Source organism: Rhizobium sp. NLR22b, assembly GCF_019685295.1.
Lineage (GTDB): Bacteria > Pseudomonadota > Alphaproteobacteria > Rhizobiales > Rhizobiaceae > Rhizobium.
Genome location: NZ_JABDWM010000010.1, coordinates 160825 through 185662 on the forward strand (window position 1 = coordinate 160825; position 24838 = coordinate 185662).

Sequence of the window (24838 nt, forward strand, 5' to 3'; positions counted from 1 at the left end):
GGGGAGACTGATTTATGAGTGGCCATTCCAGCTACGAACCATCAACCGGCTTCGAAAAATGGGTCGATGCGCGCCTGCCTCTGCCGCGCATGGTCTATGACAGCTTCGTGGCATATCCGGTTCCCAGAAACCTGAACTACGCCTATACCTTCGGCGCGATGCTTTCCGTGATGCTGATCGTGCAGATCCTGACGGGTGTCGTGCTCGCCATGCACTACGCCGCCGACACGACGATCGCTTTCAACTCCGTTGAAAAGATCATGCGCGACGTAAACCACGGGTGGCTGCTGCGCTACCTGCATGCCAACGGCGCATCCTTCTTCTTCGTCGCCGTCTATCTGCACATTGCCCGGGGCCTCTACTATGGCTCTTACAAGGCACCGCGCGAAATCCTCTGGATCCTGGGCGTGGTCATCTACCTGCTGATGATGGCGACGGGCTTCATGGGCTACGTCCTGCCCTGGGGGCAGATGTCCTTCTGGGGCGCGACCGTCATTACCGGCTTCTTTTCGGCCTTCCCGCTGGTCGGCGAATGGGTGCAGCAGTTCCTGCTGGGCGGCTTTGCCGTCGATCAGCCGACGCTGAACCGTTTCTTCTCGCTGCATTACCTGCTGCCTTTCATGATTGCGGGCGTCGTCGTCCTGCATATCTGGGCGCTGCATGTGACCGGCCAGACGAACCCGACCGGCGTCGAGGTCAAGACGAAGACGGACACGGTGCGTTTCACGCCCTATGCGACGATGAAGGACGCCCTCGGCGTCTCCGTCTTTCTGCTCGTTTACGCCTATTTCGTCTTCTACCTGCCGAACTTCCTCGGTCACGCCGATAACTACATCCCGGCCGATCCGTTGAAGACGCCCGCCCACATCGTTCCCGAATGGTACTTCCTGCCGTTCTACGCGATGCTGCGTTCGATCACCTTCAACATCGGCCCGATCGACTCCAAACTCGGTGGCGTGCTCGTGATGTTCGGCGCAATCATCGTGCTCTTCTTCCTGCCGTGGCTTGACACCTCGAAGGTCCGCTCGGCGGTCTATCGTCCCTGGTACAAGCTGTTCTTCTGGCTGTTCGTGTTCAACGCGATCATCCTCGGCTGGCTCGGTTCGCAGCCTGCGGAAGGCAGCTACGTCATCGTGTCGCAGATCTGCACGCTTCTCTACTTCGCCTTCTTCCTGGTCGCGATGCCAGTTCTGGGTCTGGTGGAAACGCCGCGCCGCATCCCGAACTCGATCACTGAAGCGGTGCTTGAAAAGCGCAACAAGACCACTGGCGCCGCCGCGGCGGCCAATGCGTAAGCGAGCGACGGAAGGGAATAGAACTATGAAAACGCTTGTTGCAAGCATTCTGCCGCTTGCCGTCGCCGCTCTCCTTGGCAGTGCCGCTTTCGCCGAGGAAGCGACGCCCGCGAATGGTGCAGCTCCCGCGCATCACGAGGAAGGCGCGACGCCGCACTATCCGCTAAAGGAGCCAAAGGAGCAGGAATGGAGCTTTGCCGGCCCCTTCGGCCACTACGACAAGGCTCAGCTCCAGCGCGGTCTCAAGGTTTACACGGAAGTCTGTTCTGCCTGCCATTCGATGAGCCTCGTGCCTTTCCGCACGCTCGACGAACTCGGTTATTCCGAGGCACAGGTGAAGGCATTCGCTGCCAATTACGAAGTTCAGGACGGGCCGGACTCGGCCGGCGAAATGTTCACCCGCAAGGCAGTCCCTTCGGATCATTTCCCATCGCCCTTCGCCAATGCTGAAGCGGCGGCTGCGTCCAACAACGGTGCGGCTCCGCCTGATTTTTCGCTGATCGCCAAGGCCCGTGAGGTCGAGCGCGGCTTCCCGCAATTCGTCTTTGACATCTTTACGCAGTATCAGGAAAGCGGCCCGGACTACATCTACTCGCTGCTGACCGGCTATGAAGAGCCGCCGTCCGGCTTCCAGGTGGCGCAGGGCGCGCATTATAACCCGTATTTCCATGCTGCCGCCGTTCTCGCTATGCCGAAGCCGCTTTCCGACGGCCAGGTAACCTATGACGACGGCGCGCCGGCGACTGTCGACCAGTACGCCAAGGACGTTTCCGCTTTTCTGATGTGGGCCGCTGAACCGCATCTCGAGGAGCGCAAGCGCACCGGCTTCATGGTCATGGTGTTCCTGGCGATCTTTACGGTGCTGATCTACCTGACAAAGCGCTCGGTTTACGCCAACAAGGAACATTGAGCGTTCCGTGTCCGAATTCGAAAGGCGGCTTGCGAGCCGCCTTTTTTGTTGGTTCCACCCCCGGCAATTGATAGGGTGCAGCCGGTTTTATGCGCTCGCAGATACGGACTTTCCATGAACAATATGCTTTCGGAGCTTGCCGCCAGCATCCGCTCCATTCCTGACTATCCCAAGCCCGGCATCATTTTCCGCGACATCACCACGCTGCTCGGCAATCCCCGCGCTTTCCGCCGCGCGGTCGACGAACTCGTGCAGCCTTATGCGGGCCTGAAGATCGACAAGATCGCCGGCATGGAGGCTCGCGGCTTCATCCTCGGCGGTGCGGTGGCGCACCAGCTTTCCTCGGGCTTCGTGCCGATCCGCAAGAAGGGCAAGCTGCCGCATGACACCGTGCGGATCGCCTACAGCCTGGAATATGGCGTCGACGAGATGGAGATGCATCGTGATGCGGTCGAGCCTGGGGAGAAGGTGATCCTGGTCGACGATCTCATCGCCACCGGCGGCACGGCCGTGGGGGCGACGCAGCTTCTGCGCCAAATGGGCGCGGAAGTGGTCGGCGCCTGCTTCGTCATCGACCTGCCCGATCTTGGCGGTCGCAGGAAGCTGGAAGAACTCGGCGTCGTGGTGCACACGCTGGTCGAATTCACTGGACACTGACCCCTGTTGCGACGGGGTCAGTCGTACTCCAGCACACCGCTTTCGAAGCGCATCACCGGATCGCCGTTCTGATTGACGCCTTCGCAGAGAATGGTGTTGAGGTGCCACCCCGGCCGCGACGCGAGCGGCCGGCTGGAGAGAAGGGCGACGGAATAGCTCACGACGTCGCCTGCAAAGACGGGCCGCAGCCATTGCAGCTTCTGAAAACCGGGCGAGGGGCCGAGGTTCGGTGCCGTCAGGCCTCTTTCCCTAAGCGCGATGCTTTGCTTTTTCCAGAAGGCGAGGAAGGTCCGCATCCAGGCGGCCGTGGTATGCCAGCCCGAGGCGCAGAGGCCGCCGAAAAGGGTGTCTTTCGCCGCTTCCTTGTCGATATGAAAACGCTGCGGATCGTAGCGTCCGGCAAAGCGGATGATGTCTTCCTCGGTGAAGGCATAGCTGCCGATTTCGGCCTTCGCGCCGAAAGGATAAAGTTCGGACATTCTCATGCCGGCAGCTCCGGGTTCATATCGGCGTCCTGCGGGGGGCGCATGCGGATTATGACCGAATTCTCCGAAAGGCAGACGAGTTCGCCGCGCTGGTTTTCCAGCACGTGGCGGAATTTGACGATGCCCATGCCGGGGCGCGAGCGCATCGGCCGCGTTTCGAGTACGCTCGAATGGCCCTGCAGCGTATCGCCCGCGAGCACCGGCTTTCGCCATTCCATCAGATCGATGCCCGGCGCCCCCTCGCAGAGGGCGTTCAATATATAGCTGTCGGCCATCATGCGCATGAGCATTGCTGAGGTATGCCAGCCGGAAGCGGCAAGTCCGCCGAGGATGCTGGCGCGGCCGGCAGCTTCGTCGAGATGCATCGGCTGCGGGTCGAATTCGCTGGCGAACTCGATGATTTCTGCGGCGAGCACCAGCTTGGGGCCGAGGGCGAAACGGCGGCCGGGCTCGAAATCCTCGAAAGACAGCTTTTCTGCCGGCATTTTCTCCTCCGTCATATCAAGCGCCTAGTACAGGATATATTCAGGCCGCTGGCCTAAAATCTAAATCCTGTTCTACATTAAAGAGTTAGAGCACGATATTATCCGAATACCGCTTACGCTTTTCGGCATCATGCTCTAGTGCTTACAATAGCATTCGCGCGGGCTCAATGATTCCGGGGAGACAAACCGGTATGACGGAACTGAGGTCGATTCTTGACGAGGCGGCGCGCCAGGGCCTGATTTCGCCGGAAGCGGGCGGGCGGCTTCTGCCCTTCCTTGCCGAGCGTGGCGTGGCCGTCGTCGCCGGGGCGCCGCCGGCAGCTGTCGCCGAGGGGCAGGCATGGTCGGATACGGAGACGCCGCGTTTCGTGCGAGGGTTTCACGACGTTCTGATCACCATCGGCGTTATCGTCGCGCTCGTCGGCCTCTGGGGACTTGCGCCGCTTTACGCCGTGCCGGTCGCCATCATCGTGCTTTCGGAAATTCTGGTGCGCCGCCAGCGGCTCGCCCTGCCGGCGGTCAGCCTGGCGATCGCGCTGTTCTGCTGGATATTTTTCCTGATGTCCCGCGTCTTCACGCCTTGGACCTCCGAAATCGGCGCGGATGTGACGCAGTTCGTCGCCGGCTTTCCGATCATTCTCGGCGTCTATTATGCCCGCTATCGCGTGCCCTTGTCGCTGGCGCTCACTATCATATCGACGCTTGCCCTGGTGCTCACGCTGCTTTTGCGCCTTGTGCAATGGCTAAGCGGCAATCCCGCGTTTTTCGTCGATCATCTTGGCGTGCTGGCCGCGGTAGCTTTCGTCTGTGCGCTTGGCCTCTTCGCGACAGCGCTTTATTTCGACCTCGGCGACCGGCTGCGGCGGACGACGCGTTCGGATATCGCATTCTGGCTGCATCTCGGTGCGGCGCCGGCGCTGCTCTACAGCACCGTCTCCCTGCTGTCGTTCGGGGAAAGCGGCCATATCTTCGACCTGGCGAACATGTCGGCCCGGACGCCTGTGGTCGTCGCGACCGTGGCGGCGCTGATGCTGATCGGTCTCGTCATTGATCGTCGCGCCTTCGTCACGTCGGGGCTGCTGTCCCTCGGCGCTGCGATCTTCAGCGTCGTGCGGAAGGGAAATGCGACTGTCGATACCTACATCTTCACGACGCTGATTGTCGTGGGCGCGATTGTGCTCATTATCGGAACGGGCTGGATGCCGCTTCGGCGGCTGGTGCTCAGGACACTGCCGCCGGCAATCGCAAACAGGCTGCCGCCGGGTTAAGGCGGCAGCGATCTGATCAGGTGTTGAAGCGGAAGTGGATGACGTCGCCGTCCTGGACGACGTATTCCTTGCCTTCGTCGCGCGCCTTGCCGGCATCCTTGGCGCCAACTTCGCCGTTGTACTTGATGTAATCGTCGTAGGCGATGGTGTTGGCGCGGATGAAGCCGCGTTCGAAATCCGAGTGGATGACGCCGGCGGCCTGCGGCGCCTTGGTGCCGCGCTCGATCGTCCAGGCGCGCGTTTCCTTCGGACCCACGGTGAAATAGGTGATGAGGTGCAGCAGCTTGTAGCCGGCGCGGATCAGCCGGTCGAGGCCGGCCTCGTCAAGGCCGAGGGCAGAGAGGAATTCCTTGGCTTCCTCTTCGGCAAGCTGCGCCACCTCAGCTTCGATCGCCGCCGAGATGATGACGGTTTCGGCACCCTGCTCCTTCGCCATGGCGGCGACGGCGGCGGTGAATTCGTTGCCCGTCAAGGCATCGCCTTCGGCGACGTTGCAGACGTAGAGCACCGGATGCGAGGTGAGAAGGTTGAGCCCCTTGAGGATGGCGATCTCCTCGGCATCGAGCTTCGACAGAAGCGTGCGCACCGGCTTGCCTTCGTTCAAGAGCTTCAGCGAGGCTTCCATGATCGGCAGCATCGCCATCGACTCCTTGTCCTTGCCGGTGGCGCGTTTGCGCGTCTGCTCAGTGCGGCGCTCCAGGCTCTCGAGATCGGCGAGCATCAGTTCGGTCTCGATCGTCTCGGCATCGGCGACAGGATTGATGCGGCCCTCGACATGGGTGATGTCGCTGTCCTCGAAACAACGCAACACGTGCACGATGGCGTCGACTTCGCGGATATTGGCGAGGAACTGGTTGCCGAGGCCTTCGCCCTTCGAGGCCCCGCGGACGAGGCCGGCGATGTCGACGAAGGAGATGCGGGTCGGGATCAGTTCCTTCGACTTGGCGATGTCGGCAAGTTTGCGCATGCGCGGATCGGGCACCGCGACTTCGCCGGTGTTCGGCTCGATGGTGCAGAAGGGGTAGTTCGCCGCCTGCGCGGCCGCCGTCTTGGTGAGCGCGTTGAAGAGGGTCGATTTGCCGACGTTCGGCAGACCGACGATGCCGCATTTGAAGCCCATGGCTTGATCCATATCTAGTGGTAAACTTTGCCCTGCCTATGCGGGAATGGCCGGCTCGGGTCAAGGGTTTGCGGCACGAATCGAAAAAGCAAGGCCGGCCGGCTTGAAGGTAAGGCGGTTTAGCCTTACCTTTGGCGGAAAGGATAGAGCTGACATGACAACCCTGACAGTGACGGCAAAAGGACAGGTCACCTTGAGAAAAGAAGTGCTTCGGCACCTCAGGATTAGGCCCGGCGACAAGATCGATGTCGATCTCCTGCCTGGTGGCAAGCTTGAGGTCGTTGCGGTCAAAACGCAGCCGGCCAGCGGCTCCATCGAGAGTTTCTTCGGAAGTATCGAGAACAAGGGCAATGTCCATGCGACGCTCAAGGAGATCGATGAGGCCATAAAGGCGGGCGGGGCTGGCGAGGTCGGCGTCGCTGATGATCGTTGATACGAATGTGCTCGTGCGGGCGGCCGTGGATGACGATCCGAAGCAAACGGAACGTGCAAGGATGTTGATGCGCGAGGCTGAGCAGCTGTTCGTCTCCAACCTGACGTTCTGCGAGTTCGTTTGGGTCGTCGGTCGGATTTATCGCAAAAGCGCCGCCGAGATCGCCGCGACAATCCGGCTGTTGATAGCCGACAGGAAGGTCGTCTACGATAGAGCAGCTGTCGAGGCTGGATTGTCCTTCCTCGATGCCGGCGGGGATTTCGCCGATGGCGTCATCGTCTTGGAAGGCCGCAGGCTTGGCGGCGAAGTATTCGCGACCTTCAACAGGAAGGCTGCCGCCATCGTCGAAAGCGCCGGGCGAGCCTGCCTGCTGCTCTCGTCGGAGTGATATCCGTCATTGAACTGCCGTGCTGACGGTGCAATATAGTCCGGCGGATGTTTCTTCCGCCTTTTCATGTCATCAACGGGTGGATTTTCCGATGAGTGACAATGACGTTGCCCTGAAACCGAAGACCAAGGTGAAGCCGAAGCTGGACAGGCCGAAGCTCTACAAGGTCATTCTCGTCAACGACGATTATACGCCGCGCGAATTCGTCATCGTGATCCTGAAGGTCGTTTTCCGCATGAGCGAGGAGACCGGCTATCGGGTGATGATGACGGCGCACAAGCTCGGCTCCTGCGTGGTCGTCGTCTGCGCTAAGGATATTGCCGAGACCAAGGCCAAGGAGGGCATCGACCTTGCCAAGGAGATGGGCTTTCCGTTGATGTTCACCACCGAGCCTGAGGAATAGCTGGGCTCAGGGCCGGCGCATCTGATAGCCCGTCTTGTCCTGCAGGAAGAGGCAAGTCTCGTAGAAGCGCAGCGTCGCCGGGTTTTTATAGCCGGTGAGCCGCATCACCTTGTAACAGCCGGCGTTCCGCGTCAGATTTGGGACGATGATCACCGCGAGGTCGCAGCAGCAAAATTGCCAGCAAAGCCGATGAACAGGTCATGCCGGGCTGAGCGAGGTTGGCGGACAAGATTGCCGGCGCCGGAGGGATGTTAAGATCCTGGTCCGGCATCCGTCTTATTCCCCCTTGTTGCCGAACATCTTCTTCAGCATCTCGGCCATCGGGCCGCTGGTCGGCAGCTTCGGCTGATTGCTGTTGCGGGCCTGGCGGATATGCGATTGGCCGGCCGGCTTCTTGTCGCTATCCCTGCTTTCCTTTCGCGGATTCTCTTCCTCGGCCTTGCCGCCGAGCGCCAGCGCGATCTTGTTCATCAGCTGCGAATCCTCGTTTCGCACCAGCATGTCGGCATTGTCGGCGAGCGTATCGAGAAGCGGCTCCAGCCAGACCTTGTCGGCCTTGGCGAAATCGCCGAGCACGTGGTTCTGCACCATTTCCTTGACGCCGGGATGGCCGATGCCAAGGCGCAGCCGCCGGTATTCCTTGCCGCAATGGGCGTCCAGCGACTTGATGCCGTTATGGCCGCCATGGCCGCCGCCGGTCTTCAGCCGCGCCTTGCCAGGGGGCAGGTCGAGTTCGTCATAGATCGCGACGAGGTCGGCGGGCTGGAGCTTGTAGAAGCGCATCGCCTCGCCGACGGCCTCGCCGGAGAGGTTCATGTAGGTCTGCGGCTTGATCAGCAGGACCTTGTCGCCGCCAAGCTCTCCCTCCGCAATTTCCGCCTTGAACTTCTTCGACCAGGGGGAGAAGCTGTGGCGCCGATGGATGGCGTCGACGGCCATGAAGCCGATATTGTGGCGGTTGCCGGCGTATTTGCCGCCGGGATTGCCGAGACCCGCAATGATCAGCATGGCCTGTCGTCCTCGCTTAAGCTTTTCCGACGTTCACCACCCGGAAACGGGAGCAAAGTCAAGCGGAAAGGGCGGCGGGCGCACCGAGCGGCATCAGTCCGACAGGTTCATGCCGTATTTCTGGAAGATCTGCCTCTGGTCGCCATCAGCGATCAGCTTGTCGAGGGCAGCCTGCATCTTGGCGTGCAGATCGTCGGGAAAGCTCTTCTCGCAGGCGATGCCCATTGGCTGGGAGGAGAGCACGGTTACGATCTCCACCGGCTGATCGGCCTTCAGCTTTTCGAAGTAGAGTTCGGAGATCGGCATCATGTCGATGCGGCCGCTGAGCAGCTTGCGCAGTGTGGCGTTGAAGTCACTGGCGACGTCCAGCTTGGTGAAACCCTTCTCCTTCAGGATCGTCTCGGTGTAGTCCTCGCGCTGGGTGCCGATCGTATATTTCTTTGCCTCTTCGAGATTGCTGGCGGTGATGCCCGAACCCTTGCGGGTGATCAGGATGTTTCGGTCGATGAGCAGCGGTTCGACCCATTTGAACAGTGGGTCGCGCGCGCTGTTGTGGGCGGTGGCGAAAACACATGTCATCGGCGCGGTGCGGGCAAGGCTGAAAGCACGCGCCCAAGGCATGACCTCGATCGTGTAGTCGACGCCGATCGCGGCCATCACCTTCTCGACCTGCTCGACGGTCGCGCCCTTGATCTCTTTGCCTTCGCGATAGTTGAAGGGAGCGTAATCCTCGGTCGTGAAGGCAACCGTCTGTGCGTGAGCCGCGCAGGGCAGCGCCAGGCATGCGAGAAGCAGGAGCTTTTTCATCGTCTCATCTCCTTGGGTCTTCGTTTATGAGGCGCGCGCGACGGCCGACTGCGGGGCCATCAGTTCCTCGATGAGTGCGGCTGCGTGCTGCGGACGATGGAAGAGATAACCCTGGCCGTAGTCCAGACCCATCTGGTGAAGCGTGCGGCATTCCTCTTCCGTCTCGATGCCCTCAGCAATGACGGTGCAGTTCATCTTGTGGGACAGGGTGGTGATGCCTTCAATCAGCATGCGGCTCTTCTGGCGCACGTCGTCGTCGCCGTCGTTAATCGCGCGGGTGAAGGACTGATCGATCTTGATGATATCGACAGGGAAACGATTGAGGTAGCTCAGCGACGAGTAGCCGGTGCCGAAATCATCGAGCGCGATGCGGCAGCCGAAGCGGCGAAGTTCCGTGACAATCATGCGAATCTGCGGGTTGTCGTGCATCAGCACGGCTTCCGTGATTTCGACGACGATGCGCTCGGGGCGGATGCCGTGGCGACCGACGATCGCAGCAAGACGGGCAGGCAGCGCCGGCTCGAACTGCAGCGGCGAGAAGTTGATGGCAAGGTAGGTATCCTGCATCCCCGATATGCGAGAGATTTTCGCGAGATTGGAGATCGCCTTTTCCATGATGAGGTTGCCGACGCGGACGATCTTGCCCGTCTCCTCTGCGACGCTGATTATTTCGGCCGGCGGCATCAGGCCCTTCTGCGGATGGTTGAGCCGCATCAGCGCCTCGAAACCGGCGACGCCGCGGCCGTTCAGATTGACGATTGGCTGCAGGAACGCCTCGAACCAGTTCTCGGAGAGACCGGCTTCGATATTGGCCTCGATCTCGGCGCGGCTGCGGGCGCGGTCGAGCATGGCTTTGTCGAAGAGCTGTGCGCCGTTCTTGCCGTCCCGCTTCTTGGCATACATGGCCATGTCGGATTTCTGCAGCAGCTCGGCGGCGGTCGCGGCATGATGTGGGTAGATGGCGATGCCGATGGAAGCGCTCAGATGCATGTCCGGGGCAAATGGCGTTTCGAAGATTGAGGCGATCTGCTCGCACATCGCCTTTGCGCGTGTTTCGGCGTCTTTCGCCGGCAGCAGGATGGCGAACTCGTCGCCGCCGAGACGGGCCGCCTCGTCGGAGGGGGCAAGATGGGTCTTCAGGCGCTCGACGAGTTCGATCAGCGCCGTGTCGCCGGCAGCGTGCCCCATATTGTCGTTGATCCACTTGAAGCGGTCGAGATCGACGAAGAGGCAGGCGAGTTCCTGGCCGGCGGCGTCTGCGGCAGCGATTTTGTTGTCGAGCACCGCCTCGAAGCCCTGGCGGTTGAGGAGCCCGGTCAGATGGTCGGTGATTGCCTGGCGATGGTTGCGGTCCTCCGAAGCCTTGAGCTCGGTCACATCCGTCATGACGGACAGCGAGAGGCGATCGTGAGCGCCGGCGGCGGCTTCCGATTCCATAATGAGGACGTCCATGGTGCGGCCGTCCAGGCAGACGAATTTGACGGTGACCGTCATGCCATTTTCGCCCTGGCGGCGCTTGACGAACTTATCGCGGCTGCTTGACGTCACCAGATCTGCGAAATTGCGGCCGATGATCTCGGGGCGGCTATATCCGGTGGCAAGCAGCCAATAGTCGCTGACGGCGGTGATGCGGTCTTCCTCATCGAGCGAGAAGAGCATGGCGGGTGTCAGATTGTAGATATCGGTGGCGCGACGATGGGCGAGCTTCAGCTCCATCTCCTCGCTTTCGAGCTTGGTTTGCATCTCGTTGAAGCTCCGGGCAAGCCGTCCCATCTCGTCGTTCGACTGCCAGTCTACATGATGGCGCGAGCCGAGCTGCCGGGTGGCCTCGATTGCCGCCGTCAGACGCATCAGCGGCTGGATGACGAAGAATCGGTTGCCGATCAGCGCTGTGCCGAAAACGGTCAGAACCGCGAAGATGAAGATCGAAATGAAGACGACCTCTTCCTGCTTCAGACCGGAAAACAGTCCGAGGGCGGGATAATAGACGCTGATGCTGCCGAGGTTCTTCGGACCGTCGACGGTGTTGTAGATGATGGCACGCGACACCTGCACGAGCTTGCCGTCAAAGGAACGCGGAATCGTGGATTGGCTGACGTCGAGCTGGCCCGACTGATCACGCACCTCGACCTTGACGATGGCGCCTTGGGAAACGACCGTCGCGCTGATCTGGGTGACACTTTCCTCGTCGAGGTCCCAGAGCGGTTTTGCCAGCGCCTGAGCGTTGGCGACAAGAAGAACAGAGATATGGTCGCGTATTTCTTTGTCGGCGCGCTCCGAGGAAAGAAAAAGGAAGAGAACAAAAAGCGGAGCGACAAAAACAAGCAGCGCTCCGCAAACAATCCCAAAAAACCTGTTCTCAACGGAATTGTTCATGGTTCCGTCTACTCCCCCAGGCCGGCATATTTGCTGTCGCGCGTTCGGGCCGGCTTCTTCGCAGCTGACGGCCCATGCTTTCACGAATATGTTAAATGTTGCTGAAACGGAGGCTTGGCAGGCAATGAAAAGCCCGCCTTCCCCGTAAGCTGGCTCTAGAAAGTTGGATGGCAACTTTCTAGAGCCAGTTCACCGGGGAGGCGGGCTATATGCTTTCAATTGGTCGAAGCGATCAGGCTTCGGCTTCACCTTCAGCTTCCGTGGCGCTCTCGTCGACGCCGGCAGCCGGAGCGACGATGGTGGCGATCGTGAAGTCGCGGTCGATGACCGGGCTGACGCCCTTCGGAAGGGTGACTTCCGAAATATGGATGCTGTCGCCGATCTTCTTGCCGCTGAGGTCAATGTTGAAGAATTCCGGGATCGCATCGGCCGGGCAGTGAACTTCAACTGCGTGGCGGACGATGTTCAGAACGCCGCCGACCTTGAGGCCCGGAGACTTCGTTTCATTGACGAAGTGAACCGGGATTTCGACGGTCACCTGGGTGTTGCCGGAGACCCGCAGGAAATCGACATGCAGCGTGAAGTCGCGGACCGGATCGAGCTGGTAGTCCTTCGGCAGAACCTTGTACTTCTTGCCGTCGACTTCGATGGTCGCTACGGTGGTCATGAAGCCACCGGCATGAATGCGCTTCGTCACCTCATTGGTGTTGATAGCGATGGCAATGGGGGCCTGCTTGTCACCATAGATGACAGCGGGAATCAAACCGTTGCGGCGAAGTTCACGGGCGGACCCCTTACCAACCCGTTCGCGCGCCTCGGCCTTGAGCTCGTAAGTTTCCTGGCTCATGGCTTTTCCTTTCGAGGTTATTTGGAGAGTTCGGCGGCGGGCAAAAGCCTTGTTCCGTCGAACCGGAGGCGGGTTTTCCCGTCCTCATCCGCGTTGCCTCCAAGGGTGTCTACGCGGACCGGTGGCCTATAGTATAAGTCGTCCTGAAACGCAAGTTGCCGATAGCGCCGGTTTTCCGACGATGGAGGGGCTTTCGCCGGGGCGCTCCATCATTTGAGAAGAGCGAACTCGCCCAGATTGCATCCGCACCCATCCCAATGCGAGAACCTTGTCGAAATCACTCGCGATCTGCACCTGGTCAAAGGCAAGATTGCCAGTGCCTATCGCCGCTTGGCTTGACATCGGCGCGCTTCGCATCTTTGGATGGCCGCAACCGAAAAGCGGCTGAGGAGAAAACCGGACCATGCGTCTCAAACTTGTCACGGCAACGAGTATGCTTGCCCTTTGCCTTTTCACCGGGGCCGAGGGCGCGGAGATCAACCAGGAGGGCGCCAATGCGGTCAAGGAGACCCTGACGAAGCTGCTTCCGCAGGATTTGGCAAAAAGCGGTCTCATCACCGTCAATCCGGCCGGCACGCGCTATGAGGTCATCTATGATCTGGCGAAGCTGCTTACCAAGGCCGATCCGGCGACGTTTGCGATCACAGGGCTGACACCGTTTTCGATGTTCGCCACGCCATTGGACAGCGGGCTCTGGAACGTCGAAGGCGACAACAAGCTCAACGTCTCGGGCCATTTCAAGGGTCCAGACCAGAAGCCGACGGATTTCACCTATTCCATCGCGTCGCTTGTTTACACCGGCGTCTTCGACCCGGCGATCAGCTATCTGCGCTCCGGCACCTTCGCGGCTAAAGACATCAAGGTATCAAGCAAGTCCGAAACCGAGGAAGTCCATGCCAGCATCGCCAGCATGGACCAGAAGCTGAGTTCGACCGACAGCACAGGCGGCAATGGACGTATCGATTTTGCCGGCAGCGGCTCGATGTCTGATTTCGTCGAGCAGGTTTCCGGCCTGCAAATGCCGCCCATCGAACTTCGTGCCGGCTCAATCGATGTCGATGCCAAGGTGAACGGCCTGCCGGCCAAGCAGATTCGCGAGATAGTCTTCTTCGTGCTCGACCATCTCGATGAGAAGGAATTGAGCCCGGAAAACAGTGACAAGATAAAGGGAATAGTGAAGGAAGCCTTCCCCCTTCTGACCTTGTTCAGCGAGACGATCGGGGTCAACGACCTGACCGTCAGCAGCGAGATGGGCAAGGGCGGCGCCAAGGCATTCGGCTACAACCTCGCCATCGATGGGCCCAGTGACGCAATGCGTTTTGGCTTCGGCATGAATGCGCAGGAGATCAGCCTCGACACACCGCTGATGCCGGCAAACTATTCGGCCTTCATGCCGAGCAACTTCGATTTCCAGCTCGCGCTTCCGAACCTGGATTTCGCAAGCTTCGGCGACGCCCTCATGGCGATGGATTTCAAAGATTCGGCGTCCGAGAAGACCGGCGAGGAGATGGCGAAGAAGCTCTTCCGCGATGGCCGGCTTGCCGTCGAGTTTCCGAAGATCAGTGCCAAATCGCAGGTCTATGACGTCGATATAACCGGAAGGATCGAAGGTCGCGTCGATACCGAGAAGGACTATTCGATGGAGGCGACGATCCTCGCCCGCGATCTCGACAAGACGATCGCGGCGGTCCAGGAGCTTGCCAAGACGGACCCCGATCTCAACCAGGTCTCCTTCGGCATCATGATGGTGAAGGGCTTTGCCAAGATCGATCCGGATGGCCGTTCGCGCTGGGACGTCAGCATCAGCCGCGACGGTTCCGTGGCGGTCAATGGCCAGCAGATCAAGGGACCGGATGGCCCGAATCAGGATCAGGGGCTGGAGTCGGACCAGGAGCAGGAACCGGATCAAGGACAGGACGTGATACCTGCGCCGCCGCAGCAGCCTTGAAGGTTCTCGATTGGAATCGAAAAAGAAAGAGGCCGGCTTGTGCCGGCCTTCAGGCCGCTGACAAACCACTGCAAAAGCCGTGTCGCCATCTTCGGCCTTGTGCCGAGGATCTCATCCGGCCGATTAAATATCTGAAAATAATGCTTTCCTGCCAAGGAATTGCAAGGGCCAGATGCTCGGCACGCCGAGTATGACGGAGGAGGCTTTTTAATCGAAAAGGCTGGAGACCGACTCTTCCTGGCTCGTGCGGCTGATGGCTTCGCCGATCAGCGGGGCCGTCGTCACGACGCGGATATTGTGCGCTGAAAGCACCGCCGTTGTCGGCTGGATTGAATCGGTGATGACGAGTTCACGCAGCTTCGAGGAGGTGACGCGGGTGACCGCGCCGCCCGAGAGAACGCCGTGCGTGATATAGGCGGTGACGCTGGAGGCACCCTGGGCGAGCAGTGCGTCGGCCGCATTGCAGAGGGTGCCGCCGGAATCGACGATGTCGTCGATCAGCAGGCAGTCCTTGCCGGTGACGTCGCCGATGATATTCATGACCTCGGATTCACCCGGCCGATCGCGACGCTTGTCAACGATGGCCAGAAGACAGTCCAGCCGTTTGGCGAGCGCGCGGGCGCGCACCACGCCGCCGACGTCGGGCGAGACGACCATGACGTTGCTGAGGTCATAATGGCTCTTGATGTCGCGCGTCAGCACGGGCATGGCGAAGAGGTTGTCTGTGGGGATATCGAAGAAACCCTGGATCTGACCGGCATGGAGATCGAGCGTCATGACGCGATCCGCGCCGGCTTCGGTGATGAGGTTGGCAACCAGCTTGGCGGAGATCGGCGTGCGGCCGGATGCGCGGCGGTCCTGACGGGCATAGCCGAAATAGGGAAGAACGGCCGTGATACGGCGTGCCGACGAACGACGCATCGCGTCGATCATTATCAGCAGCTCCATCAGGTGGTCGTTGGCGGGAAAGGCGGTGGGCTGCACGAGGAAGACGTCCTCGCCGCGCACGTTTTCCTGGATTTCCACGAAGATTTCCTGGTCGGCAAACCTTCGGACACTGGCTCTTCCCAAAGGAACATTGAGATAGTTGCAGATCGCTTCGGCGAGTTGCCGGTTCGAATTGCCTGCGAAAACCTTCATTTTGGTCCGCCTATTATGCGCTGATAGCCGCGCTTTTTAGTCAGCTTCCCCGTGAATGCAAGGGCAAAGGCGCCACAGACTTTCATATTTGCAAAAAGTTTGTGACTAACCACCCTGAGTTTGCCGCCAGGAGGTGAATTCCGCGATGGTTTTCGAAGCGATCTGTTGCATCACCGAAGCCGGGACACCCGCCCAAGGGTCGGCCGCGGCTGTCGGCACGCTTTCCTGGCCTTGGATTCGGTGCAGGCGGGCGCCGCCGCCATCGAGAACGTCCCAGACATAGACCACGGTGACCTTGCCTTCGTCACCGAAGGCAGAGAGGTAACCTTTGAGGATGTAATCGCTGCTCGTGTCATTCGAGCTCTTGATGGAAAGGCCGTGGGCGCGCGCCTCGGCGCCGAGCTGGCGCGAGAGCGGAGTCACGGCTTGCACCGGCGCCCCGATGATCGGCAGGAAGCGCACCGTATTGCCACGCGCGGAAGATGCGCCGGGCGCGAGGCAGGCGGTCTGCTGCGGTTGCTGCGTGTCAAGCAGCTGGCCGGGCTGTGTTGGAGTCTCGGCGCCGGCAGCGGCCGGCGGCAGCGCCTGTCCCTCGATCGGGGCGGAGGCGGCGGGCGAGGAGCCGTTTCTCGACAGCGCGTCTGCCTGCTCCTGCATCGTCGTCGGCGGCGCGCCGCTGCCGGGTCGATAGGTTCTTTGCGACTGATCATAGGCCGGATGATAGCCACTCGGCTGCGTGCTCCCGGCAAAAACCGGCTGGCGGGTGCCGGCCAGACGTTCTGCCTCGCCCTGCGTCACCGGACTTGACGGCGGAGTTCCGGAGGATTCGCCGATGCCGACTAGCGGCGTCAGCGCGTCGGTGGTGTTGCAGGCGGTCAGCAGAGCAATGACGAACAGGAGCGTGGGCACAGTCGCAGTTCGCGTCATCCCGTGATCCGTCCTTCCCACAATCGTACCAGCCCGCCCGGATTTATGCGGGCGGGGATGGTACTCTGTCAATTCCGGATTCTCACCGGTCAGCCCCGGTCTTCAAAGGCCGATGAAATCGAGCGAATGACGGGAAAGTGCGCGCGGCGCATCCGCGGTCGTCACGTAGGTCTGTCCGAGCGTCATTGCCGTGCCGGTATCGGAATCGGCAATGATCATGTGCACGAACAGCGACATGTTCGGCTCGATCGGCTGCGGATTGCCGACATGGAACATCTGGTGCTCCATCCAGGAGGGCGAGAAGCGGGCGCCGAGCGAATAACCGCAGGCATTCAGCCGGTGGCGGGCGAGGCCGCGCTCGTCCATGATCCTGGCATGCATGTCGAAGACGTCACCAAAGGTGTGGCCGGGCTTCAGCACCGTCTCGATCGCCTCGATGGTTTCGCGGCAGGCATTGTAGAGCTCGCGATGGCGTTGCATCGGCTCGCCGATGACGATCGTGCGCATCATGGCGGCATGGTAATGCGCATAGGTGCCGGCCCATTCCAGCGTCAGCTGGTCGTTGGCGTCAAGCTTGCGGCGGCCGGCCTTGTAGCGGCAGAGCAGGGCGTCGGCAGCCGAGCCGATGATGAACTCGTTGGCGGGATAATCGCCGCCGCCGGAAAAGACCGCACCCTGCATGGCGGCGAGGATATCGGCTTCGTCAGCGCCGGGCCTGGTCAGCCGGATCGCGGCGTCGAGCGCGTCGTCGGCGAGAGCGGCGGCGCGCTCGACATAGGCGACCTCCGTCGGGCTCTTGACGAGACGAAGACGGCTGACGAGATAGGAGGCGTCGACGATCTGGCCGAAAGTGGTCAATTGTGCGTCGAGCAGACGGGCGACGCGGCCGGTCATGCCGTGGGTGTCATATTCGACGCCGATGCGGGCGCCGAGCAGATCCATCTCGACCATGAGGTTCTTCAGGTCGAGCGTCGGATCGGCATTGACCCTGTCGACCCAGATGTGGACGTCCTCAAGGATCGATGTGTGTCTGGCCTGGCGAAGATCCGCCGAGCGGGTGATCAGCGCCATGGTGCCGTCGCTCTTGACGATCAGCGTCTGGAAAAAGCAATAGCCGAAGGTGTCGTAGCCGGTCAGCCAGTACATGCTTTCCTGGGCGAAGAGCAGCAGGGCGTCGAGCTTTTCTTCCTTCATCTTCTCGGTGAGGCGCGCAAGCCGGCTTGCGAACTCGGCCTTTTCGAAGTGCAGTGCCATTCTGCTCAAGTCTCCCTGATTGATATCGCTGAAATCTGGCGGCCGTAGTCCGGCTCGCCGCGATGTGTCGTCCGGCGATAGGAAAAGAAGCGCTCGCTATCCGGATAGGTGCAGAGCCCGAGGCTTTCGGCCTGCACGCCAGCCCGCGTCAGCCTGTCGATCGTCAGCGCCGGCAGATCGAACATGGCGCGGCCCGGCGTTGCGGACGGCTTGAAAAAGCGTTCGTAGTCCGAATTCTCGGCGACGAAGCGATCGACGAATTCCGGCCCGACCTCGTAACTCGCCTGACTGATCGAGGGGCCGAGGCAGGCCAGTATGCTGGCGCGGTCGGCTCCCAATGCTTCCATGGCGGCAATGGTGTTTTCGAGAACACCGGTCAGCGCGCCCTTCCAGCCGGCATGGGCGGCGCCGATGACGCGATTTTCGGGGTCGGCAAAGAGGATCGGGCCGCAATCGGCGGCCAGCACGCCAAGGGCAATGCCGGGAACTGCCGTCACCATCGCGTCCGCGTCGGGACGGGCGCCATCGTAATCGGCGCCAATCGTCACGACGTCGGGCGAATGCACCTGATGAACAGTTGCCAGCCGCTCGAGCGGCAGATCGAACCAGGCGGCGACACGGCGGCGGTTTTCCACGACGTTCCCGCGCTCGTCGTTGGAGCCGAGGCCGACGTTGAGACCGCGATAGATCCCTTCGGAAACACCGCCTTTCCGGGTAAAATAACCGTGGCGGATGGTGCCGCCCGTCGCTTCGTTCAGCAGCGTGCTTTGGATCGGTGCGGGAGAGGCCGCGTCCTGCATCTGTAATTCCGGGTTTTTCGAGGGGTTTGTTTTGTCCCGAGCGCATCGCATCCACGGCGCGCTTCAAGTTCCTGTTTCGCGCGGATGTTGGCTCAGCCGCCTGCGCCCTGTCAATCCACCGGGCGAAAGGGCATGAGATCAACGGCAGGGTGGGAGACCGCCATGACCTTGAAGAGTTCGCCCATCCGACCCTCACCGGCGCCGGCAAGCCTGTCGATCGCCGACTGGATCACCTGCTGGGTCTGCGGTTCGCGGTCACGCCCGAGGGCGGCGGCGCGTTCGAGAATGCCGAGGCCGGTCAGAAAGTCACCCTGGTGCAGGGCGCCGTTCAGATGGAGGCCGGCCGTCATCGCCGTCTCGGCGAGCTGCTGGAAATCGACATGGCTCGTCAGGTCAGCTTCGCCGGGGTGGGCGAGCGGCGGATCGAATTCATGCATGCGCACCGCCTGCAGCGTATCGCCGAAGCCAGTGACGAGATGGCCGTAGTCGATGACCAGCGCCGTGCCGCCGAAGGCGCGCAGCCGCTCACAGATCGCCATCATCACGGCCTGGCGGGCGGGCGAGATCTCGAAGAGCGTGCCGAGCGGCAGGTTCTGCACCGGTTCCGGCAGTAGGGCAGGATCGATGCCCGCGACACCTGCGGCAAAGGTCAGTTCGCCATCGGCGTCAAGACCGACCATGCGCTCGCGGAAACCCGTTTGCGTGCGGACGAACTGCCGGATCGGGATCGCGTCAAACAATTCGTTGGCGGCAATCAGCGTGAAGCCCGGCGGGACCTCATCAAAGCCACCGTGCCACGCGATCCTTTCGCCATAAGCTTCGAGTGTCTGGCTCTGGACGTCGCGCAGGCGCTCGCTGGTTTCGACGAGATGCACGCTCATCGTGTCGAAGAGCGGCGGGGCAATGCGGGCGATGACGCGCAGCATATCCGCCATCATCGTGCCTCGGCCGGGGCCGATCTCGACCAGGCGCACATCTGCCGGCGTGCCATGACGCTGCCAGGCATGGACGACGAAGACGCCGATCATCTCGCCGAAGATCTGGCTGACTTCGGGCGCGGTGACAAAATCGCCGGAACGGCCGAAGGGCTCGCGGGTGCGGTAATAGCCGTGCTCGGGATCGGCGAGGCAGAGCGAGAAATAGTCGGTGACGCTGATCGGGCCGTTGGCCTGGATGATCGCCTTGATCTTTTCGCCTAGAGCGGTGGTCATGTCGCGCGTCCTGCCGGTTTAGAGCTGCGGCGCGGCCTGGCGACGGGCCCGCAGGATCGCCCAGAGGCCGAGCAGGATCATCGGGGAGGACAGGATCATGCCCATGGTCAGCCAGTTGGTGCCGAGGAGGTAACCGAGCTGGGCGTCCGGCTCGCGGAAGAACTCGACGAAGATGCGCGACAGTGCATAACCGCAGACGAAGACGCCCGTGATGAAGCCAGGGCTTTTCAGCGCGCGCATGCCGTAGACGAGGGCGGCAAGCACCAGGAGCAGAACGATGCCCTCAAGGCCGGCCTCGTAGAGCTGGCTCGGATGGCGGGCGAAGGGACCACCGGTCGGGAAAACCACGGCCCAGGGGACGTCGCTCAGCCGGCCCCAGAGCTCGCCATTGATGAAATTGGCGATGCGGCCGAAGAACAGGCCGAAGGGAACGACGGCGGCGACGATATCGAACAGGCTCCAGATCGGAATGGCATTGCGGCGGGCAAAGATGATCATGGCGATCGTCGTGCCGGTCAGGCCGCCGTGGAAGGACATGCCGCCGTTCCAGATTTCGACTGCGCGGATGGGATCGCGCAGGATGGCGGAGAGGTCATAGAAGAAGATATAGCCGAGACGGCCGCCGAGCACGACGCCGAGGGCGGCCCAGACGATGAAATCGTCGAGCTGCGTCTTCGTCATCGGCGATGTATTGCCAGGCCAGAGACTGTCGTTGGCGGCGAGGCGGCGCGCATAGGCCCAGCCAAGCAGGATGCCGGCGACGTATGCCAGGCCGTACCAGTGAATCGCCAACGGACCGAGCGAAAAAGCGATCGGATCGATGTCCGGGAAAGGCATGATGGCAAGGAGATTGGCTGCTGTCGGCAAGATTTTCCCATCCGTTGAGGTCGGCGGAACATGCCGCCGCGATCCCGGACGGTCAAGTGCATTGTTCGTGATCGCTCCTCCGCTACCTGCTTCAGGATAAGGCTATCCCGCGCAAAGCGCTTGCATCCCAGGTGGCGAAGCCCTACCTCAATCTTCGGGGCCCCGAAGGGCTGAATTCACCTTATACGAAGGGAGAAAAACGCCATGACGACCGGAACGAACCGCATCATGGACGAGTTCGCCAAGCTGATGACCGACGCGGCAGGTGCCGCCCAGGGCGTCCGCAAGGAGATCGAGACGGCTTTCAACGCGCAGGCCGAGCGTTGGCTGAACAGCATGGACGTCGTCAAGCGCGAGGAATTCGAGGCCGTGCGCGAGATGGCGATCAAGGCGCGTGATGAAAATGAGGCGCTTGCCGCCCGTATCGCGGCGTTGGAGGCCAAGCTCGCCGGCGAGAGCCACTAAATTCCCATATGGCGCAGATGCGGCGTTGCCTTCATGCCACACGCCGCATCTGTCACAAAAAATTCCAGGTGAGTTTTCCACCTGTGGACACAGCCAAAAAAGCCAATACGCAGAGTCGTTTAATCTCCCTTCTGAATTGAGTTTCGAAGTGCTTTCCACAGCAGGTCCGCCCTATTTTCCCTTCTGGGGGCTGGCAGGTGGCAAGGGTCATTATACACTGATTTTAAATGATGATTCGAAGCGACTTGGTAAGCTCCGGGCAGGTTATCTGCGTTAAGTCTGGCAGCGGTTCAACGATCATCCGATGGTGGTTTCCGGTATTGCGTGTGTCTTTCTTGTGTTCGTATCCCAAGCTAAGCCGCATTCGTTCCGGTCAAGAAGGTGCTGCATGAACCTGATGGAATTGGAAGTCGAGCGTCAGTCGAACCCGGTCGATATGATCGAGTACGTGGCCTCCAACAACGACTGGTCGTTCGAGCGGTCCGGCGAGGACGAGATCGCAATGACGGTCGAGGGGCGCTGGGCGGACTATCACGTTTCCTTTTCATGGATGGAGGAATTCGAGGCGCTGCATCTTGGCTGCGCTTTCGATATCAAAGTCCCCGACATCAGGGTCAACGAGGTGGTCAAGCTGCTCTCGGCGATCAACGGGCAGGTGCTGATGGGTCATTTCGACCTCTGGCGTCAGGAAGATGTCGTCATCTTCAGGCAGTCGCTGCTGCTTGCAGGCGGCGCGGAGCCGACCAATCGCCAGGTAGAGGTGCTGCTTTCCAGCGCGCTCGACACCTGCGAAGCCTATTTCCAGGCATTCCAGTTCGTTGTCTGGTCCGGCATGGACGCGGCGAAGGCGATGGAAGCCGTGCTGTTCGAAACGGTAGGCGAGGCATAAGATGCCAGCGAAGGCTTTCTCCTCGGTAAATCCCATCGTGCTGATCGGCGCCGGAAACATGGGCGGAGCCATGCTCTCCGGCTGGCTGAAGAGCGGCGTTCCGGGTTCGGCCGTCATCGTTGTGGATCCCGGCCCCTCGTCGGCGATGCTGGCGACGATCAAGGAAGCCGGTGCGATGCATCTGACCACGGTCCCTGCGGAATTGAAGGCGAGTGTCTTATTCCTCGCGGTCAAGCCGCAGGTGATGGAGACGGTGTTGCCGGCGGTGAAGAGCGCCGTCGGACCGGCGACGGTCGTTGTCTCGGTCGCAGCCGGCAAGACGCTCGGTTTTCTCGAAAGACATCTCGGCAAAGCCGCCATGGTGCGAGCCATGCCGAACACGCCGGCTATGGTCGGCCGCGGTGTGACCGGGGCCTTTGCCAATTCAGGGGTCAGCAATCCGCAGCGCGAACGCGTCCATGCCCTTCTCAGCGTCTCCGGCCCGGTCGAATGGGTGCCTGCCGAGGCCGATATCGATGCCGTGACGGCGCTTTCCGGCAGTGGCCCGGCTTATGTATTCTATCTCGTCGAATGTATGGCGGAGGCAGGCCGAAAGCTCGGCCTGCAGGCGGACCTCGCCATGCGTCTTGCGCGGGAAACGGTCGCGGGGGCTGGTGAACTCTTGCACCAGTCCCCCGACGATGCTTCGCGGCTGCGCCAGAATGTGACGTCTCCCGGCGGCACGACGGCGGCGGCGCTCGCCGTGCTGATGGCGGAGAACGGCATGCAGCCCCTGTTCGACAAGGCGCTCGCGGCAGCGCGCAAGCGGGCCGAGGAACTGGCCGGCTGAGGAAGAACCACATGGCGGAAGAGATCAGCTACGCCGATTTCGAGCGTGTCGACATCCGTGTCGGTACGATCATCGAAGCTAGCCTCTTTCCGGAGGCGCGCAAGCCGGCTTTCAAGCTGCTCATCGATTTCGGCCCTGAGATCGGCATCAAGAAATCCTCGGCGCAAATCACCGTGCATTATACGCTGGAAACCCTGATGGGCCGGCAGGTGCTCGGCGTCGTCAACTTCCCGCCGCGGCAGATCGGGCCGCTCCGTTCGGAAGTGCTGACGCTGGGATTCGAGGACGAGAATGGCGCGATCGTGCTTGCGGCGGTCGAACAGCCGGTGCCGAACGGCAGGAAGATGATGTGAGTATCGGCTCACATCGTTTTGCCGGGTGCCTGATGTGTCTGCATTGGATGCTCAACGAGGCCTGATTTCCTGCAGAAAGGGATTGCTTCGCCGTTCGTCGCCGATGCGGCTGCCGGGCCCGTGGCCGCAGATAAAGCCAACATCGTCGCCGAGCGGCAGGACCTTGTCGCGGATCGAATCCAGCAGCTGCTGATGATTGCCGCCCGGCAGGTCGGTGCGGCCGATCGAGCCGTTGAAGAGCACGTCGCCGAGATGGGCGAAATTCTGCGCGCGGTTGAAATAGATTACGTGGCCGGGGGCGTGGCCGGGCGTGTGATAGACCTCGAATTCGTGGGCGCCGAAGGAGACCTTGTCGCCGTTCTTCAGCCAGCGGTCCGGCAGAACATTGCGCAATCCGGATATGCCGTATGTCGCGGCCTGGGTCTCAATCCGCTGCAGCAGCGGCAGGTCGTCCTGATGCGGGCCGACGATGTCGACGCCGAGCGCTTCCTTCAGCTCCCTGGCGCCGCCGGCATGGTCTAGATGACCGTGCGTCAGCCAGATTTCCTTGATGGTCAGGTCGCCGTTCTCAATCGCCTGAAGGATCAGCGGCACGTCGCCGCCCGGATCGACGACGACGCCTTCCCGGGTATCGGGATCGAAGAAGACCGTGCAGTTCTGCTGAAAGGGTGTCACCGGAATGATGCCGGCCTGGAGCATGCCCATAAGTGCCTCGCTTGGGTGTCTCGGGTGCTCAGGGTATAGTCTGAAACGGCGTCGAGGACAGCCGAAATCTTCGGCTTTTGACGCGTGTTTCACGGCAGCAAGACCCACTGCAACACAAGTTTATACGTCCCTTCCACCGTTAGGCCCATCGGGGAAGTCCAGTTTTGTTATGATTTTTCAATTGCTTGCCAGCGCGTATTTACAGGTGTTGTTTTGTCGGGTCGGGGCGCGTGGGAACATCGTAGAACGCCGCGCGTTGTCCGGCCATCGAAACCAAGGAGACGCTCACATGACCTTGACGAGAAACATCCTATTGGCTGGAGCCGTGCTCCTGGCGAGCGGCGGTCTGGCGCAGGCGGAGATGGTGGCGACCACGGTCAACGATCTCAACGTCCGCGCCGGTCCGGGCCCGCAATATCCGGCAGTCGGCCTTGCCACCCGCGGCTCGACCGCGGTGCTCGACGGCTGTATCGAGGGCAGCCGCTGGTGCCGTGTCGACGTCAATGGCATGCGCGGCTGGGTCTATGCGGATTATCTGCAGATGGACTACGGCGGCAACCAGGTTATCGTCGAGCAGCATCGCGCCGAGATCGGCGTTCCCGTCGTGACCTACGAGTCGACCGCCAGCGTTGTCCCGGCTGACCCACAGCCGGCGCCGGGCGATGAATTGATCGGCCCCGTTGGAGCCGTCGAAACGATCACTCCGCCGGAGACGGTGCGGACCTACATCGAGACCAATCCGACCGAGACAGTCCGGCTTGGCGGCGATGTGGTCGTCGGCGCGGAAGTGCCTGCCGACGTGACTTTCGAGACGATTCCGGACTATGAATACCGCTACACAAGGATCAACGACCGGCCGGTGCTGGTCGATCCAGGTACGCGTCGGATCGTCTACGTCTATCAGTAAGATCATCGGGAAATCCGAAACGAGGCGGTCGGCAGGCCGCCTCGTCCGGGCAATTCCTCCT

At 61.2% G+C, this 24838-nt stretch carries 27 protein-coding genes and 1 pseudogene; 13 read left to right on the forward strand and 15 right to left on the reverse strand.

Annotation, left to right across the window (positions count from 1 at the left end; genetic code table 11):
• Window positions 1–14 precede the first annotated feature (14 nt).
• The 3 genes from HJC00_RS17835 to HJC00_RS17845 all read left to right on the forward strand — a co-directional run bounded on the left by HJC00_RS17835 (window position 15) and on the right by HJC00_RS17845 (window position 2862).
• Window positions 15–1295 (forward strand): cytochrome b N-terminal domain-containing protein, encoded by a 1281-nt coding sequence (locus tag HJC00_RS17835; RefSeq protein ID WP_221158088.1) that lies wholly within the window; start codon window positions 15–17, stop codon window positions 1293–1295.
• 25 nt (window positions 1296–1320) lie between these two features.
• Window positions 1321–2205 (forward strand): cytochrome c1, encoded by an 885-nt coding sequence (locus tag HJC00_RS17840; RefSeq protein ID WP_210630459.1) that lies wholly within the window; start codon window positions 1321–1323, stop codon window positions 2203–2205.
• Between the two features lie 114 nt (window positions 2206–2319).
• Window positions 2320–2862 (forward strand): adenine phosphoribosyltransferase, encoded by a 543-nt coding sequence (locus HJC00_RS17845; protein ID WP_210630460.1) that lies wholly within the window; start codon window positions 2320–2322, stop codon window positions 2860–2862.
• A gap of 17 nt (window positions 2863–2879) precedes the next feature.
• Here HJC00_RS17845 and HJC00_RS17850 read toward each other — a convergent pair whose 3' ends face one another.
• Both HJC00_RS17850 and HJC00_RS17855 read right to left on the reverse strand, forming a co-directional pair.
• On the reverse strand, window positions 2880–3347 hold the full coding sequence (locus tag HJC00_RS17850) for a MaoC family dehydratase (protein WP_221146962.1): 468 nt from the start codon (window positions 3345–3347) through the stop codon (window positions 2880–2882).
• On the reverse strand, window positions 3344–3832 hold the full coding sequence (locus HJC00_RS17855; RefSeq protein WP_221164420.1) for a MaoC family dehydratase: 489 nt from the start codon (window positions 3830–3832) through the stop codon (window positions 3344–3346). Before HJC00_RS17855 ends, HJC00_RS17850 begins: the two co-directional genes overlap by 4 nt.
• A gap of 191 nt (window positions 3833–4023) precedes the next feature.
• Between HJC00_RS17855 and HJC00_RS17860 the strand changes: the two genes are divergently transcribed.
• Entirely contained in the window at window positions 4024–5100 is a 1077-nt protein-coding gene (locus HJC00_RS17860; RefSeq protein WP_221164421.1) for a hypothetical protein, read from the forward strand.
• A 16-nt stretch (window positions 5101–5116) separates the two neighbouring features.
• On the opposite strand, the gene ychF is transcribed toward HJC00_RS17860, so the two are convergent.
• Window positions 5117–6220, reverse strand: coding sequence for a redox-regulated ATPase YchF (gene ychF, locus HJC00_RS17865; protein WP_221164422.1), 1104 nt, complete (start codon window positions 6218–6220; stop codon window positions 5117–5119).
• 154 nt (window positions 6221–6374) lie between these two features.
• Here ychF and HJC00_RS17870 point away from each other — a divergent pair, with 154 nt between their 5' ends.
• The 3 genes from HJC00_RS17870 (at window position 6375) to clpS (ending at window position 7444) form a co-directional block, all read left to right on the forward strand.
• Window positions 6375–6653 (forward strand): AbrB/MazE/SpoVT family DNA-binding domain-containing protein, encoded by a 279-nt coding sequence (locus HJC00_RS17870; RefSeq protein WP_221164423.1) that lies wholly within the window; start codon window positions 6375–6377, stop codon window positions 6651–6653.
• Window positions 6643–7041 (forward strand): type II toxin-antitoxin system VapC family toxin, encoded by a 399-nt coding sequence (locus HJC00_RS17875; protein ID WP_221146965.1) that lies wholly within the window; start codon window positions 6643–6645, stop codon window positions 7039–7041. The genes HJC00_RS17870 and HJC00_RS17875 overlap by 11 nt, the downstream gene beginning before the upstream one ends.
• A gap of 91 nt (window positions 7042–7132) precedes the next feature.
• Entirely contained in the window at window positions 7133–7444 is a 312-nt protein-coding gene (clpS, locus tag HJC00_RS17880; RefSeq protein WP_210630466.1) for an ATP-dependent Clp protease adapter ClpS, read from the forward strand.
• 6 nt (window positions 7445–7450) lie between these two features.
• Here clpS and HJC00_RS17885 read toward each other — a convergent pair.
• The 5 genes and pseudogenes from HJC00_RS17885 to HJC00_RS17905 all read right to left on the reverse strand — a co-directional run bounded on the left by HJC00_RS17885 (window position 7451) and on the right by HJC00_RS17905 (window position 12482).
• Window positions 7451–7724 (reverse strand): annotated as a pseudogene (locus HJC00_RS17885) (hypothetical protein).
• Window positions 7721–8452, reverse strand: coding sequence for an aminoacyl-tRNA hydrolase (gene pth / locus HJC00_RS17890; RefSeq protein WP_210630467.1), 732 nt, complete (start codon window positions 8450–8452; stop codon window positions 7721–7723). The pseudogene HJC00_RS17885 and the gene pth overlap by 4 nt, the downstream one beginning before the upstream one ends.
• Before the next feature lie 93 nt (window positions 8453–8545).
• Window positions 8546–9259, reverse strand: a complete 714-nt coding sequence (locus HJC00_RS17895; RefSeq protein WP_210630468.1) for an ABC transporter substrate-binding protein — start codon at window positions 9257–9259, stop codon at window positions 8546–8548.
• 24 nt (window positions 9260–9283) lie between these two features.
• On the reverse strand, window positions 9284–11635 hold the full coding sequence (locus tag HJC00_RS17900) for an EAL domain-containing protein (RefSeq protein ID WP_210630469.1): 2352 nt from the start codon (window positions 11633–11635) through the stop codon (window positions 9284–9286).
• 232 nt (window positions 11636–11867) lie between these two features.
• A complete protein-coding gene (locus HJC00_RS17905; RefSeq protein ID WP_210630470.1) occupies window positions 11868–12482 on the reverse strand; it encodes a 50S ribosomal protein L25/general stress protein Ctc in 615 nt (204 codons plus the stop codon).
• A gap of 403 nt (window positions 12483–12885) precedes the next feature.
• Between HJC00_RS17905 and HJC00_RS17910 the strand changes: the two genes are divergently transcribed.
• The gene (locus HJC00_RS17910) at window positions 12886–14430 is read left to right on the forward strand and encodes a hypothetical protein (RefSeq protein WP_221146967.1); all 1545 of its coding nucleotides are present in this window, start codon (window positions 12886–12888) and stop codon (window positions 14428–14430) included.
• A gap of 207 nt (window positions 14431–14637) precedes the next feature.
• Here the strand turns inward: HJC00_RS17910 and HJC00_RS17915 are convergent, their stop codons facing one another.
• The 6 genes from HJC00_RS17915 to lgt form a co-directional block, all read right to left on the reverse strand.
• Window positions 14638–15570 (reverse strand): ribose-phosphate pyrophosphokinase, encoded by a 933-nt coding sequence (locus tag HJC00_RS17915; RefSeq protein WP_210630472.1) that lies wholly within the window; start codon window positions 15568–15570, stop codon window positions 14638–14640.
• A gap of 105 nt (window positions 15571–15675) precedes the next feature.
• On the reverse strand, window positions 15676–16497 hold the full coding sequence (locus HJC00_RS17920) for a hypothetical protein (protein ID WP_221164424.1): 822 nt from the start codon (window positions 16495–16497) through the stop codon (window positions 15676–15678).
• A gap of 102 nt (window positions 16498–16599) precedes the next feature.
• Window positions 16600–17751 carry a Xaa-Pro peptidase family protein gene (locus tag HJC00_RS17925; protein ID WP_221155659.1) on the reverse strand — a complete coding sequence of 384 codons (1152 nt, stop codon included), beginning with the start codon at window positions 17749–17751 and terminating at the stop codon, window positions 16600–16602.
• Between the two features lie 5 nt (window positions 17752–17756).
• Window positions 17757–18551, reverse strand: coding sequence for a peptidoglycan editing factor PgeF (pgeF, locus tag HJC00_RS17930; protein ID WP_210630475.1), 795 nt, complete (start codon window positions 18549–18551; stop codon window positions 17757–17759).
• A gap of 110 nt (window positions 18552–18661) precedes the next feature.
• The gene (locus HJC00_RS17935; protein ID WP_210630476.1) at window positions 18662–19762 is read right to left on the reverse strand and encodes a class I SAM-dependent methyltransferase; all 1101 of its coding nucleotides are present in this window, start codon (window positions 19760–19762) and stop codon (window positions 18662–18664) included.
• 18 nt (window positions 19763–19780) lie between these two features.
• Window positions 19781–20629 (reverse strand): prolipoprotein diacylglyceryl transferase, encoded by an 849-nt coding sequence (gene lgt, locus HJC00_RS17940; RefSeq protein ID WP_221146970.1) that lies wholly within the window; start codon window positions 20627–20629, stop codon window positions 19781–19783.
• A 204-nt stretch (window positions 20630–20833) separates the two neighbouring features.
• On the opposite strand from lgt, the gene HJC00_RS17945 reads away from it, so the two are divergent.
• The 4 genes from HJC00_RS17945 to HJC00_RS17960 all read left to right on the forward strand — a co-directional run bounded on the left by HJC00_RS17945 (window position 20834) and on the right by HJC00_RS17960 (window position 23165).
• The gene (locus tag HJC00_RS17945; protein ID WP_210630478.1) at window positions 20834–21094 is read left to right on the forward strand and encodes an accessory factor UbiK family protein; all 261 of its coding nucleotides are present in this window, start codon (window positions 20834–20836) and stop codon (window positions 21092–21094) included.
• Between the two features lie 388 nt (window positions 21095–21482).
• On the forward strand, window positions 21483–21983 hold the full coding sequence (locus HJC00_RS17950) for a YbjN domain-containing protein (protein WP_004680153.1): 501 nt from the start codon (window positions 21483–21485) through the stop codon (window positions 21981–21983).
• A gap of 1 nt (window position 21984) precedes the next feature.
• Window positions 21985–22812, forward strand: coding sequence for a pyrroline-5-carboxylate reductase (gene proC, locus HJC00_RS17955; RefSeq protein ID WP_221146971.1), 828 nt, complete (start codon window positions 21985–21987; stop codon window positions 22810–22812).
• 11 nt (window positions 22813–22823) lie between these two features.
• Entirely contained in the window at window positions 22824–23165 is a 342-nt protein-coding gene (locus HJC00_RS17960) for a tRNA-binding protein (protein ID WP_221146972.1), read from the forward strand.
• A 51-nt stretch (window positions 23166–23216) separates the two neighbouring features.
• Here HJC00_RS17960 and HJC00_RS17965 read toward each other — a convergent pair whose 3' ends face one another.
• Window positions 23217–23870 carry an MBL fold metallo-hydrolase gene (locus tag HJC00_RS17965; protein WP_221164425.1) on the reverse strand — a complete coding sequence of 218 codons (654 nt, stop codon included), beginning with the start codon at window positions 23868–23870 and terminating at the stop codon, window positions 23217–23219.
• A 289-nt stretch (window positions 23871–24159) separates the two neighbouring features.
• Here HJC00_RS17965 and HJC00_RS17970 point away from each other — a divergent pair, with 289 nt between their 5' ends.
• On the forward strand, window positions 24160–24777 hold the full coding sequence (locus tag HJC00_RS17970) for a DUF1236 domain-containing protein (protein WP_221155664.1): 618 nt from the start codon (window positions 24160–24162) through the stop codon (window positions 24775–24777).
• The last annotated feature ends 61 nt before the right edge of the window (window positions 24778–24838 follow it).

Bases quoted from the DNA above. Each gene is read 5' to 3' on its own strand.
- HJC00_RS17835 (WP_221158088.1), top strand. From the start codon at position 15: ATGAGTGGCCATTCCAGCTACGAACCATCAACCGGCTTCGAAAAATGG.
- HJC00_RS17840 (WP_210630459.1), top strand. From the start codon at position 1,321: ATGAAAACGCTTGTTGCAAGCATTCTGCCGCTTGCCGTCGCCGCTCTC.
- HJC00_RS17845 (WP_210630460.1), top strand. From the start codon at position 2,320: ATGAACAATATGCTTTCGGAGCTTGCCGCCAGCATCCGCTCCATTCCT.
- HJC00_RS17850 (WP_221146962.1), bottom strand. From the start codon at position 3,347: ATGAGAATGTCCGAACTTTATCCTTTCGGCGCGAAGGCCGAAATCGGC.
- HJC00_RS17855 (WP_221164420.1), bottom strand. From the start codon at position 3,832: ATGCCGGCAGAAAAGCTGTCTTTCGAGGATTTCGAGCCCGGCCGCCGT.
- HJC00_RS17860 (WP_221164421.1), top strand. From the start codon at position 4,024: ATGACGGAACTGAGGTCGATTCTTGACGAGGCGGCGCGCCAGGGCCTG.
- ychF (WP_221164422.1), bottom strand. From the start codon at position 6,220: ATGGGCTTCAAATGCGGCATCGTCGGTCTGCCGAACGTCGGCAAATCG.
- HJC00_RS17870 (WP_221164423.1), top strand. From the start codon at position 6,375: ATGACAACCCTGACAGTGACGGCAAAAGGACAGGTCACCTTGAGAAAA.
- HJC00_RS17875 (WP_221146965.1), top strand. From the start codon at position 6,643: ATGATCGTTGATACGAATGTGCTCGTGCGGGCGGCCGTGGATGACGAT.
- clpS (WP_210630466.1), top strand. From the start codon at position 7,133: ATGAGTGACAATGACGTTGCCCTGAAACCGAAGACCAAGGTGAAGCCG.
- pth (WP_210630467.1), bottom strand. From the start codon at position 8,452: ATGCTGATCATTGCGGGTCTCGGCAATCCCGGCGGCAAATACGCCGGC.
- HJC00_RS17895 (WP_210630468.1), bottom strand. From the start codon at position 9,259: ATGAAAAAGCTCCTGCTTCTCGCATGCCTGGCGCTGCCCTGCGCGGCT.
- HJC00_RS17900 (WP_210630469.1), bottom strand. From the start codon at position 11,635: ATGAACAATTCCGTTGAGAACAGGTTTTTTGGGATTGTTTGCGGAGCG.
- HJC00_RS17905 (WP_210630470.1), bottom strand. From the start codon at position 12,482: ATGAGCCAGGAAACTTACGAGCTCAAGGCCGAGGCGCGCGAACGGGTT.
- HJC00_RS17910 (WP_221146967.1), top strand. From the start codon at position 12,886: ATGCGTCTCAAACTTGTCACGGCAACGAGTATGCTTGCCCTTTGCCTT.
- HJC00_RS17915 (WP_210630472.1), bottom strand. From the start codon at position 15,570: ATGAAGGTTTTCGCAGGCAATTCGAACCGGCAACTCGCCGAAGCGATC.
- HJC00_RS17920 (WP_221164424.1), bottom strand. From the start codon at position 16,497: ATGACGCGAACTGCGACTGTGCCCACGCTCCTGTTCGTCATTGCTCTG.
- HJC00_RS17925 (WP_221155659.1), bottom strand. From the start codon at position 17,751: ATGGCACTGCACTTCGAAAAGGCCGAGTTCGCAAGCCGGCTTGCGCGC.
- pgeF (WP_210630475.1), bottom strand. From the start codon at position 18,551: ATGCAGGACGCGGCCTCTCCCGCACCGATCCAAAGCACGCTGCTGAAC.
- HJC00_RS17935 (WP_210630476.1), bottom strand. From the start codon at position 19,762: ATGACCACCGCTCTAGGCGAAAAGATCAAGGCGATCATCCAGGCCAAC.
- HJC00_RS17945 (WP_210630478.1), top strand. From the start codon at position 20,834: ATGACGACCGGAACGAACCGCATCATGGACGAGTTCGCCAAGCTGATG.
- HJC00_RS17950 (WP_004680153.1), top strand. From the start codon at position 21,483: ATGAACCTGATGGAATTGGAAGTCGAGCGTCAGTCGAACCCGGTCGAT.
- proC (WP_221146971.1), top strand. From the start codon at position 21,985: ATGCCAGCGAAGGCTTTCTCCTCGGTAAATCCCATCGTGCTGATCGGC.
- HJC00_RS17960 (WP_221146972.1), top strand. From the start codon at position 22,824: ATGGCGGAAGAGATCAGCTACGCCGATTTCGAGCGTGTCGACATCCGT.
- HJC00_RS17965 (WP_221164425.1), bottom strand. From the start codon at position 23,870: ATGGGCATGCTCCAGGCCGGCATCATTCCGGTGACACCCTTTCAGCAG.
- HJC00_RS17970 (WP_221155664.1), top strand. From the start codon at position 24,160: ATGACCTTGACGAGAAACATCCTATTGGCTGGAGCCGTGCTCCTGGCG.